The 11,803-nt window shown below is 47.6% G+C and carries 13 protein-coding genes and 1 tRNA gene; 2 read left to right on the forward strand and 12 right to left on the reverse strand.

The annotated features are described in order from the left end of the window. Together RM811_RS18235 and RM811_RS18240 are read right to left on the reverse strand one after the other, a co-directional pair. Positions 1 to 951, reverse strand: a 951-nt coding sequence (locus RM811_RS18235) for an AI-2E family transporter (RefSeq protein ID WP_402527169.1), incomplete at its 3' end; no start/stop codon positions are given. A gap of 50 nt (positions 952 to 1,001) precedes the next feature. Then, complete coding sequence (locus RM811_RS18240; protein WP_402527171.1) at positions 1,002 to 1,322, reverse strand: sulfurtransferase TusA family protein; 321 nt, start codon at positions 1,320 to 1,322, stop codon at positions 1,002 to 1,004. Between the two features lie 215 nt (positions 1,323 to 1,537). Here RM811_RS18240 and RM811_RS18245 point away from each other — a divergent pair, with 215 nt between their 5' ends. Both RM811_RS18245 and RM811_RS18250 read left to right on the forward strand, forming a co-directional pair. Then, the gene (locus tag RM811_RS18245; protein WP_402527173.1) at positions 1,538 to 3,025 is read left to right on the forward strand and encodes a M48 family metalloprotease; all 1,488 of its coding nucleotides are present in this window, start codon (positions 1,538 to 1,540) and stop codon (positions 3,023 to 3,025) included. Between the two features lie 310 nt (positions 3,026 to 3,335). Next, the gene (locus tag RM811_RS18250) at positions 3,336 to 3,785 is read left to right on the forward strand and encodes a DUF3010 family protein (RefSeq protein ID WP_402527175.1); all 450 of its coding nucleotides are present in this window, start codon (positions 3,336 to 3,338) and stop codon (positions 3,783 to 3,785) included. Positions 3,786 to 3,980: 195 nt separating this feature from the next. Here RM811_RS18250 and nadA read toward each other — a convergent pair whose 3' ends face one another. The 10 genes from nadA to RM811_RS18300 form a co-directional block, all read right to left on the reverse strand. After that, positions 3,981 to 5,018, reverse strand: a complete 1,038-nt coding sequence (gene nadA / locus RM811_RS18255; protein WP_402527177.1) for a quinolinate synthase NadA — start codon at positions 5,016 to 5,018, stop codon at positions 3,981 to 3,983. 123 nt (positions 5,019 to 5,141) lie between these two features. Beyond that, positions 5,142 to 5,217: transfer RNA gene (locus RM811_RS18260), tRNA-Lys, on the reverse strand. A 219-nt stretch (positions 5,218 to 5,436) separates the two neighbouring features. Next, positions 5,437 to 6,132, reverse strand: coding sequence for a 7-cyano-7-deazaguanine synthase QueC (gene queC / locus RM811_RS18265; RefSeq protein ID WP_402527179.1), 696 nt, complete (start codon positions 6,130 to 6,132; stop codon positions 5,437 to 5,439). A gap of 52 nt (positions 6,133 to 6,184) precedes the next feature. Beyond that, entirely contained in the window at positions 6,185 to 6,823 is a 639-nt protein-coding gene (queE, locus tag RM811_RS18270) for a 7-carboxy-7-deazaguanine synthase QueE (protein WP_402527181.1), read from the reverse strand. Positions 6,824 to 6,992: 169 nt separating this feature from the next. Then, positions 6,993 to 7,883 (reverse strand): tol-pal system protein YbgF, encoded by an 891-nt coding sequence (gene ybgF, locus RM811_RS18275; protein WP_402527183.1) that lies wholly within the window; start codon positions 7,881 to 7,883, stop codon positions 6,993 to 6,995. Between the two features lie 35 nt (positions 7,884 to 7,918). Next, entirely contained in the window at positions 7,919 to 8,479 is a 561-nt protein-coding gene (locus RM811_RS18280; RefSeq protein WP_402527185.1) for an OmpA family protein, read from the reverse strand. Positions 8,480 to 8,810: 331 nt separating this feature from the next. Next, the gene (gene tolB, locus RM811_RS18285) at positions 8,811 to 10,145 is read right to left on the reverse strand and encodes a Tol-Pal system beta propeller repeat protein TolB (protein ID WP_402527187.1); all 1,335 of its coding nucleotides are present in this window, start codon (positions 10,143 to 10,145) and stop codon (positions 8,811 to 8,813) included. Then, complete coding sequence (gene tolA / locus RM811_RS18290; RefSeq protein WP_402527189.1) at positions 10,142 to 10,993, reverse strand: cell envelope integrity protein TolA; 852 nt, start codon at positions 10,991 to 10,993, stop codon at positions 10,142 to 10,144. Before tolA ends, tolB begins: the two co-directional genes overlap by 4 nt. After that, positions 10,994 to 11,431, reverse strand: a complete 438-nt coding sequence (tolR, locus tag RM811_RS18295) for a protein TolR (protein ID WP_402527191.1) — start codon at positions 11,429 to 11,431, stop codon at positions 10,994 to 10,996. A gap of 15 nt (positions 11,432 to 11,446) precedes the next feature. Next, positions 11,447 to 11,803: MotA/TolQ/ExbB proton channel family protein (locus RM811_RS18300; RefSeq protein WP_402527193.1), on the reverse strand; the 357-nt coding region annotated here is incomplete at its 5' end.

Here is an 11,803-nt window from a genome sequence, read left to right on the forward strand (position 1 = left end):
CAGAACCGCCAGAATAATTGCAATAGGGTGCAGGTTAACGGCTTCCGAGAAAAGTAACGGGACCAGTACGTTCCCATCAAGCGCTTGAATAATGGCATAACCCACCATAAGAATCAGAAACTGGTCACCCATCCCCCACTGGAAGAAACCAATAATCGCTACAGGAATGGTGACTACCGTCGCGCCGATGTATGGCACCACAACCGAAAAGCCAACCATCACGGCCAGCAACGCGGAATAACTCATTCCCAGAATGGCAAAAAGCACATAACTGACCCCACCGACAATCACAATCTCGATGGCTTTACCACGAATATAATTGGCGATCTGGTCGTTCATCTCATCAGCCACCTGGTCAAGCAAACGACGACGTCTGGGTAAAATACCAGCCATCCAGCCAAGCAGGACATCTTTATCTTTTAAAAAGAAAAATACCAGAATAGGCACCAGAATCAGATACACCAGTAAGGCAACAATACCCGACAGCTTGGATAACGAAAAAGAAAATGCCTTCTGACCGAAATCTGCAAGGTGTTTATTAATGGTGGTAACCAGCAAACCCACCTGGGACTCGGAAACAAAACCCGGATATAAATCTGGCAAGCTCACCAGCAGCGCCTGACCTTCACGCATCATGCCAGGCATGGCATTTAACAGATGCGTAATCTGCTCCCAGACCAGTGGAACAACGACAAAAATCACCACTAAAAGCGCTGTTATAAACCCGGTAAACACCAGATTTACCGCCAATAAATGAGGTAGATTTCGCCGCTTAAGCCAACTAACAAGACCCTGCATCAAAAAAGCAAATATCAATGCGGCCAGTGCCGGTGCCAGCATTGCTCCCATGGTCAGGACAACAACAAAGCCAACCAGTAAAATAACCAGAAGAACGATCGCTTCCTGGTCTGAAAGATAGCTGTGCAGCCACCCCTTAATCACATTCAGCATCAATTGCTCCGTTGCTTGTCATTGACTCAAGTCACCAACTTCAGCCTGTTTTATTTATGCTGCAATGTATGAATAAAAACGCCCTGATCTTCTTCACTGGCAATCAGGATATGACCACTGATTTTGGCAAAGCTGGAAAAATCTCTGACAGAGCCAGGATCTGTAGCATACACTCTAATAACCTGCCCTGACTGCATCCGGCTTAATGCCTGTTTTGTTTTTAACAAAGGCAGTGGACAGCTCATGCCCTTAAGATCAATCTCTTGGTCAACAGCCTGATCAACATCCATCATAACGACATCATTCTCTTGAGACACTCTTGATACACTCTTGATACACTCTTGATACAGCGACAGGAGATCACACTTCACTTTTATATATCTGCAATAAAGCTGGAACATCTATTAATTAAAGCGTCAAAACTGTGTAAGCACTTTAACGGGCAAACGCCCAAAAGAGGTAAGGTCCTCCCCATGATCAACCATTTTTATAATAGCTTCGCTTTCGTGATGATCTTCCTAATAACCTTCGAAATAAATAGTTTCGTGATAAAGTGTACCGCAGAAAACACGAGTATGGATATTCTATGAAACCAGTGGGCTTTCTGTCAGCGCTAATATTGACTACTGTGCTGACTACTTTCTCCGGCGCCGCCTTTACGAACTCTGCAGTGACCAGCACCCTGAATCTGCCGAGCCTGGGTGATACCGCTTCCGGTATCATTTCCCAACAGGAAGAATATCAACTGGGACGATCATGGCTGAAAATCCTTCGTAATCAGACCCCCATGGTCTCTGACCCACAATTAAAAGACTATCTGGAAAACCTGATATTCCGACTGGCTGCTTCCAGTGAGCTTCAGGATCACCGGCTTGTTCCCCTGGTCATTAACAGCTCGGTACTCAATGCCTTTGCCGCGCCAGGCGGTATTGTTGGCGTCAACACCGGACTGTTTCTCAATGCAGAAACAGAAGCTCAGTTTGCCGCCGTACTTGCACACGAACTGGCACATCTGAGCCAACGACACTATGCCCGTAATGTAGAAGAAGCACGCAACCAGAGCATCCCGACGGCTGCTGCCATTCTTGGCTCCATCCTGATTATGGCTACTGTAGGTGGGGATGCCGGTGCTGCAGCACTCACATCAACGGTTGCCGGCATGCAAAGCTCACAACTTCGCTTCAGTCGTCAATTTGAACGGGAAGCAGACAATCTTGGCATTACCACCCTGGCCAAAGCGGGCTTTGACCCTCAGGCAATGCCAGAAATCTTTGAGCAAATGAACAAATCCAGCCGCTATGGTAGTCGACCACCCGAGTTCCTGCTCACACACCCTGTGACAGAAAACCGAATTGCTGATTCCCGCGCTCGTGCCGATCAGATGTCAGCCCAAAAATTAACAACCGGCCAAGGCTCTCTGAATTACCATTTTATGAGAATGCGTGCGGCTGTACTAAACAGTAATAATCATCATGAAATGGCCAGACAACTCAGCAAAGAATTAAATTCCGGCTTAACCTCCGGCTCGAAAATAAAGAGCGCAAGCACTCGCTACGGGCTGGTATTAACCAGTATGCAAACTCGAGATTTCAAAGAAGCAGAACATCAGATGAAACTGCTGATGCAGAAATACCCTGATAATCCCCACCTGATTATGACCCAGGCAACCCTTGAAGCCGAAGCAGGAAAGGCAAAGCAGGGCCTTGCACGCATTGATCAGGCCTTAAGCATCAACCCTGACAGCTACCCTCTTCTTGCTACACGGGCTGAAATCCTGCTTAAACAGCAGAACTATATCGAAGCCCGTAACGAATTACTTAAACTCAGTCGTCTACGCCCCGATGATCCTGATATCTGGTTTGAGCTGGCAGAAGTTCAGGGTCTGGCTGATGATATTGTTGGGCTTCATCAATCCAGGGCAGAATATTTTTTCCTGAACGGAAACACAGATGACGCCATCAAACATCTTGAGTACGCAGTAAAAATGGCAGGGGATAACTTCTCTTTGAAGTCCAAGCTACAGCAGAAGCTGACGAATATGCAAAATTACCGTCAGAAAATCAGGAACAGTTAAACGCTCGAATTACAGGCTCATGGCAAGCACCACTGACTTAGGATTTGTCCTGAAATAACCCCCTCATTTCAACAAACATAATCCGTAATCCGTAGTCCGAATAAGCAAGAATCACTCGCGCTTTTGCGGACAACGGACTACGGAAAGCGGACAACGGGCATCAATGATGCACTGAGCCTGTAAAATCTCATTATAAAAGTCAAAAATCGTTCAGACTGGATATCAGTGATTGACTGCACCAGAGCGCCAATCCCAAAGCAATTTAGCGTATAATGCCCACCTTTTGCGCCTGTGTAACAAGAGTAACCTTATGAAGATCTGCAGTGTAGATATGCAAGGCAGCGATGCTGTGCTCTGTATTTTGTCTCTGTCAAAAGATGGCCTGTTTGATATACACGACTGCCGTCAACAAAAAATCACCATCAGAAACCCGGATAGTTCTGAAGACATGAAAGGCTTTCAGTTTTCTTTTCGCAAACTGCTGGAAGACTACAATGTTCAGGATGTGATCATCCGTGAACGTCCTAAAAAAGGGAAATTTGCAGGAGGTGCCGTTGGCTTCAAACTTGAATCCGCTATCCAGCTGATTCCGGAACTCAATGTAGATCTGGTTGCTCCTGCGCTTATTAAGGAACAAATTAAGAAAACACCGATATACATTGATATGAAAGAAGCAGGTTTAAAGAAGTTTCAGGAAAGCGCCTTTCAAATGGGCTTTGCCTGGCTGAATCACCAGGATTACCTTAACAATTTAAAGTGATTTCCCTCTATACCTGATCATGCCCATACTCTGGCGGCAGCTGGCCATCACTCTGGCATCAAGACTTTCAAGTATCATTCAAGGAGAGCCAGCTGAATCACTGACGGCACCCTTGAGGGTGCTGTCCGTTGGGGAACCAAACTTCATTTTTGAATCGCAGTGATTACCGCCGGTAAAAACATACCCGCCCCTTCACTATTGGGAAGCTGTAAAATCGAGCATTCTCTTAAGAGGCTTCAACGCACCTTCACGTAACCCATTGCTGACCTCGATCACATTCAGATCACCCGGATTTTCCAGACAATCCAGCAAAGCATCCAACGTATTCATCGCCATCCATGGGCAGTGGGCACAACTGCGACAAGTCGCACCGCTGCCCCCGGTAGGTGCTTCCAAAAAACGCTTGTCCGGAGACGCCTGCTGCATTTTATAGAAAATCCCACGGTCAGTGGCGACAATAAATGTATTGTTGGACATTTCCTGAGTGGCTTTTAACAATTGGCTGGTGGAACCGACCACATCAGCAATGTCCACGACAGAATCCGGTGACTCTGGATGAACCAGAATGGCAGCATCCGGATAAACCTGTTTGAGATCAAGAATACCTTTTGCCTTGAATTCTTCATGGACAATACAGCTACTATCCCAGAGCAGCATATCTGCACCGGTATTTTTCTGGATATAACTACCTAAATACTTATCCGGCCCCCAGACAATGCCCTTGCCCTGGGCATCAAGGCTTTCAACAATGTCGATAGCACAGCTTGAAGTCACCACCCAGTCCGCCCTGGCCTTCACCGCTGCAGAAGTATTGGCATACACGACAACTTCACGGTCAGGGTACTGATCACAAAAAGCAGAAAACTCTTCAACCGGACAACCCAGATCAAGAGAGCACTCAGCTTCTAATGTTGGCATCAGTACCTGCTTCTCAGGGCTCAGGATTTTGGCCGTTTCCCCCATAAAGCGAACACCAGCCACAATCAGTGTTTCTGCGTCATGCCGGGCACCAAAACGAGCCATTTCCAATGAGTCAGCGATAAAACCGCCAGTCTCATCAGCCAGCTCCTGAACGACAGAATCTGTATAATAGTGAGCAATCAGAACGGCACCCTTTTCTTTCAAAAGGTTTTTAATTCTGGCCTTCTTGGCTTCCTTTTCAACCGGGTTCACCGGTGATAGAGCCTTCTGCAAATGGCCCTGAACGAGTTCTCTGTCTATCACTGCATTCATAAAGCTGGCATTTTTAAAAATTTGGCACGCAGTCTAACACAGACAAGCCCCTGCATCAGCACTCACTATTGAAGATTCTTACGGATATACAGGGATAAAACTAAAAGAAGGGAATGAGAGAAATGGTGGGTCGTGTGGGATTCGAACCTACGACCAATTGGTTAAAAGCCAACTGCTCTACCAACTGAGCTAACGACCCGATCCGGGAAATTATACGCAGTAGAATTTGTTTTACAAGCAGATTAATAAGCAATCTGCTCACAGATTACTCAAGGACCACAGAAACGAAAAGGCCCTTATCAACAAACACTGCCCGCTGCCCGAAAAAGCCGACTCCGCTTATGCGGGAAGCGGGCTTCGCAAGCTTTAATAAAATGCAGATATTATTCCAGGACAAATCCTTGACCAGCACACAGTTTCAAATAACGGTACGGTAAGGGGTTGGGTCAGGAACACCTGCCTCAAGAAAGCCTTTACGCCTGAAACTGCAGCTATCACATACACCGCAGGCAACGCCATGATCATCAGCCTGATAACAGGAAATTGTCATTCCATAATCCACGCCAAGCCTTGCTCCCTCTGAAATAATTTCGCCCTTGGTTAAATTCAACAAAGGTGCTCTTATTCGAAAGTGGTCACCCTCCACTCCAGCCCGGGTCGCAAGATTAGCCAACTCCTCGAAAGCCTTCAGGTATTCAGGGCGACAATCCGGATAATTAGAGTAGTCAACTACATTGGCGCCAATGAAAATATCACGGACACCCAGTACCTCCGCCCAGCCAAGGGCAAGGGATAGAAAAATCGTATTTCTTGCAGGAACATAAGTGACTGGAACAGTGCTTTCTGTCTCTTTGAGGGGGTCACCAAAGTCCGGTACTGCAATATCTTCATCGGTCAATGCTGAGCCGCCGATATCCGTCAACCCCAGCTTTATAACCTTATGTTCTCTGACACCCAAAGCATCCGCTATACGACGGGATGCTTCCAGCTCAGCATGGTGACGCTGCCCATAATCAAAGCTGATGGAAAAAGTCTCATACCCTTGCTCAGCTGCAAGAGCCAGTACGGTGGCCGAGTCCAAACCACCTGAGAGCAACACAACCGCTTTCTTCATCTGCAACACCCTCTAACTCCCAACAATACCTGACATCCCAACCTGGCCAAACTCAAACACCAGGCTTATCACCCCAGATCATACGATGCAGCTGCAATTGAAATCTTACCGGAAGCCGGTCTTCAAGAATCCAGCTGGCCAGCGACTGTGCTGACATCTCTCCACTGACCGGGGAAAAAAGAACATCAGAGACTCTGCCAGCCAAATCATATTCAATCATCTTGGAAACAGACCAGTCATAATCACCTCGATCTGCTATCACAAACTTTAATTGATCTTTCTTATCCAGAAACCGGATATTTTCATAGAGGTTTCGATGTGATTCACCGGAAGCAGGTGGTTTAAGATCCATAACCTTAACCACTCTTGGATCCACTTCTGACAGGGTAATAGCGCCACTGGTTTCAAGGGAGACTTCATAACCCCGATCGGCCAGAAGCTTCAACAACTGGTGACATTCTCGCTGAGCAAGCGGCTCACCACCGGTAACTGTGACATATTTTGGAGCATACTCAGAGACTTTATCCAAAATTGCATCCGACGATAATAAATCACCGCCTTTAAAAGCATACTCCGTATCACACCAGGTGCACCGTAATGGACAACCGGTCAGCCGGATAAACACAGTAGGCAGGCCTGTTGTTCTTGTCTCCCCCTGGAGAGAATAAAATATTTCTGAAATTCGAATCATCAAAATGCCTGCTCAGGCAAAGTTACCAGAATAGCAGAGAGCCTGCCGGACCATGCATCCTCTTAAAATAGTACTTTTTAACAGAATAAAAATTGGGAAAGTATGAAGAAGCAAAACGAAGAGAATTAACACGTAGTGGTGCAGGAGAGCAGCCTGCACCGAAGAAGAGTCAGGAGCCACCCATAGTCCTGAGATACGTATCAGAGAGGCGGGATGCAGCACTCTCCGGATACTGTCGGACTACCGACTTCAGGAGTTCTTTGGCTTTTTTCTGATTGCCCAGCAAATCATAGACCCTGCCAAGCTTATAACTGGCATCGGGAATCTTTGGACTCTTGGGAAAATCACTCAATACCACCTGAAAAGAATCCCGGGCTTCATCATATCGACCCTGAGCCATATCGACCTCACCAAGCCAATAGTAGGCATTATCTGCATAACGCCCCTGGGGATAAGCTATGAGCTGCTGCTGAAGCGCCTCTTTTGCCTGATCAAACTGTTTGGATCGGATTAAAGCAAATGCAGACTGGTAGGCCGCCTCTTCAGCTTTTAATGGGGATTGATCGCTTTTTTCTGAGGGAGCTGTCACCGGATTATTTACCATCGGCGATTGCAGGGCTGCAACGGAAGAACCACTCGCTCCACCCTTAACACTATGACCCTGATCATTCAGACGGGAAATACGCTCATCAAGGTCCAGATACCTGTCCCTGCCTTCCTGCTGAAGTTGCTCAATACGAAAAGCCTGCTCTTCAAGCTGGCCTCTCATTTCCATCATTTCCTGACGCACCTGATCAATGGTATTGAGCAGATGCGCTGTGCCGTTTATCTCTCCATCCTTCTTGTTACCAAGAGAACCAGCTGAGGGTGAAATCGTTACAGATTCATCTGAAATTCTACTGACCACAGTTCTCACTTCAGATGAGTCCCCCCCCATAGGTTTAGACTCTTCAACAGGCGCGGGTGCTGCCTGAATATCACTATTCAAAGTGCTGGCAAGCAATAAAGGCAACGCCAGCAGTCCAAAAGCCTTTTTTGGGTTTGTTTTACCTGTACTCATTCAACCCCCATTCGGAACCAAAGATTACTCAGCTTTTATTCAACGATAATAACAGCACGACGGTTCATACCCCATGCAGTGCTATTGTGCTCTGGATCCAGAGGCTTTTCAAAACCAAAGCTGATCACTTCAACACGGTTAGCAGCTACACCTTTAGCAACCAGGTAATCCTTCACAGCATTGCCGCGACGCTCACCCAGAGCCAGGTTGTAAGTACGGGTACCACGCTCGTCAGTGTGCCCCTGAATCACGATGTTTTTCATGTAGCCCATATCAGAAGTCAGGTATGCAGCATGGACATCCAGAGATTTGTAGGCTTCGTCACCCAGTTTTGAACTATCAAATGGAAAAAAGTAAACATTCTTTTCAAGCAGAGCCTGAATCGCTTCGGGAGACTCATCAATCCTGCCGCTATCGACAACCGCCTGAACCGCCGGATCCAGAACGGGCTGAACTTCAACCAGCACTTCTTCTTCAACAGTGATAACCGGTGGCTGGGTTTCTGCCATGGTTGGCTCGTTCTTGGAAGCACAGCCTGCCAACCAGATAGCAGCTGCTGCCATAAAAGCAGCTTTTACAACATTACCGATTTGCATGTTCAACTCCAGTCATTCTCTACGGGGTTTTAAAAACTTGTGCAGTACACTATCAGAACTTAGGACGCCAGACTAGCTCAGACAGCCCGAACAGCAAGGGATGATAAGACTTCCTCATAAAAAGGGCTACCAAAAAAATGAGAATTGATTAAACGATCATAGCAGCAAGCCGGGAAATCAGCAGGGCAATTAGAAACCGTCCTTAATTAACTTTCCCATTTCAACGAACGCTTCCCGCCGCCCGCTTCCCGCTGCCCGAAAAAGTCAGGATCGCTTGCGCTTTTGCGGGAAGCGGGAAGCGGGAAGCGGGTAGCGACTCTCTTAAAAAGGCTTATCTGAGCTTAGTACCGGGTCCCCATGCAGGCTCCCTGACATCACCCTCAGCAGAAGGCAGACGCTGCTTCACTCGACCATCCGCAGAAACAATTCCCAGCTCACCATGTTTGCCACCCTGAACCGAGTAAATCAACCGACGACCACCAGGCGCAATGCTTGGAGAGTCTTCCAGCTTTGAAGAGGTCAGTAGCCGCAGTCGATCGGTATCCAGATCAAGGATCGCAATATTGAAATCAGCTGCTCCCTGACCTTTATGAACCAGCGCCAGAGACTTCCCATCAGGGAAAACTTTAGCACGGGCATTAAACCGTCCTTCGAAGGTCAGGCGACGAGGCTTACCTTGTGAAATAAACTCACCATTACTTTTTCGACTGATATCCTGCTGATAAACCTGAGGGCTCCCCCCGCGATTGGAAGTGAAAATAAAACTCTTCCCATCCGGCATCCAGTCCGGCTCGGTATCAATCGCATAATGCCTGGTTACATTGCTGAATTTATTGGTGGCCAGATCGAGAACATACACATCCGGATTGCCATCTTTGGAAAGCACCATGGCAATGGATTTACCATCAGGCGCCCAGACCGGAGAGTTATTCAGCCCCCTGAAGCCCGTCAGCTTTTTGCGCTTACCCGTAGCCAGTTCCTGCAGGTATATTGCGGGTCGCCCCTGTTCAAAGGAAACATAGGTGACTTTAGTTCCGTCCGGTGACCAGCTAGGCGACAAAACAGGTTCAGTTGAACTGAATACTTTACGGGTTCGTTTGCCATCCGCATCCGCATAATTCAGCTGGTAATCCGTTCTTTTCGCATCGTGTCGCTGTGCCGTGACATAAAGAATCCGGGTAGAAAAATCACCCTGTAAGCCGGTAACTTTTTCATAAATAGCATCGCTGACACGATGTGACATCGCACGGAGCTGGGCACTGTTACCGGTAAATCCACCTTTAGCAATACGCTTGCCTCGAATGACATCATAAAGCTGATAGTTCATGGTATAAGCACTGTCTTTCAGCAATATCTGGCCAGTCACCAGGTAAGAAGCACCCAATACCTTCCAGTCACGGTAGTAAACCTCCGGCTCATTAGCAGGAAAACTGAGCATACTGGCTCGAGGCATCGCTTTAAAAAGGCCACTGAGTTTCAGGTCATTATCAATAATAGCCGCCGGGTCTTCCGGAAGGACTTTATCGCCCTTCCAGCTGAATGGGGACACGGCCATGGATACCGCCTTATCATTCCCCCGGGTCACTTCAATAACCAGCTCAGCCTGAGCAATAAGCCCCCAGAAAAGGCAGTAAAAGAATAAAACCGTTTTAAATAAATGCCTCATCTCACCAGATCCTCAGGGCTGAAATTAAAAGTAATTCGTCGGAAATATTGATCAAAAATCCTGCCATCAAGATTTTTTAACTCCGAAAAAGGAGCCGCTAACCGAATAGCCTGTGTGACCGAGCGGTCATATTCATCATTACCACTGGATTTCACCAACCTGATATCAATAATATCGCCAAAACGGGAAAGGCTTATTTGAACCGTTGCCAACATATGGTTACGGGCGCTGGGGGGGCGATTCCAATATCGGGCAGTCAGGCTTTCTATTAAGGCGGAGTATTTAGCCGTTTCCAGCTGATCATATTCAAGCTGTTGCGCCTCTTGTAAGGCCTGCCGCTCCATTGCCAAAGCTTGCTCCCGCGCTTCCTCTTCTTTACGGCGTTGCGCTTTCTCCTGTCGCCGTTTCTCTTGCTCTCGCAACTCACGGGCCGCTGCTTCTTTTTTACGAAGCGCTTCTTTCTTTTCCTGTTCCTGCTCCCGTTTCAATGCCAGCGCTTTCTCCTTGCGCTGCTGTTCAGCTCTCTTTTTAGCCTCAGCTCGCTTCTTTACTTCTGCCTGTTTTCTGGCTTCATCTTTTCGCTTTTTTGCCGCCAAATCCTGCGTTTCAGACTTCCTGACCGGCTGGGGCTTTGCAACAGGCCCGGGCAACGTTACAAGGGCTGCGCTAATGGGCATCGGCGGCGTTATCTTTACACTGGACTCTGCATCCCACTTCGCCACCAATAAAGTGAACATCATGATATGCAGAACCAGAGACAAGGCTATGGCAACACCATAACCTTCACTCACCCGCTTAACATGAAAAGCAAAAAAGGCAGGAAAAGCGCTATTGAACCATCTTTTCATCTACTGCTCTTCCATAGCCACCGGATCGGTTACCAGACCAACATGGCTAATGCCTGCCTTTTGAATGCCGGCCATCAGCTGAACAACAGAACCATAGGCCACATTGGTATCGCCCTGAATCAATACCTGAATGTCCGGTCTGGCACTCGCCACTTTAGCGACTTTGTCAGTCAATGAAGAAAGATCAACCGCTTTCTCTCGACTGGAACCAAGATCAATAAAGTAACTGCCATCGGCCTTGACAGAAACAATCAATATTTCCTGATCCTCAGGCGGGGTAATGGTGTCACTTGTGGTCTTTGGCAACTCAACCTTAACCCCCTGGGTCAACATAGGCGCACTGATCATAAAAGCCACCAGTAACACCATCATGATATCGATAAATGGCACCATGTTGATTTCAGACATGGGCTTACGACGAATTCGTACCTTTGCCATGGGCGTAAGATCCCTTTATGTCCGACTGTAAACTTTGCGATGAAGGATGCTTGAGAACTCGTCAGCAAAGATCTCATAGTTGGACAAAAGCGCGTCAGCTCTTGAGGCATAACGGTTATAGGCGACGACTGCCGGAATGGCGGCAACCAGGCCAACGGCAGTGGTCAGCAACGCTTCAGCAATACCCGGAGCCACAGACGCCAGAGTCGGCTGCTGAACCACGGCCATCCCACGAAAAGAGTTCATAATACCTACGACTGTTCCAAAAAGGCCAAGATAGGGACAGGTTGAACCGACACTGGCAAGAAAAGGAAGATTCGCTTCAAGCCTTTCCTGCTCCCTGGAAATGGCCACCCGCATCGCTCTCTGAGT

Source organism: Endozoicomonas sp. (assembly GCF_031844845.1).
Classification (GTDB): Bacteria; Pseudomonadota; Gammaproteobacteria; order Pseudomonadales; family Endozoicomonadaceae; genus Endozoicomonas.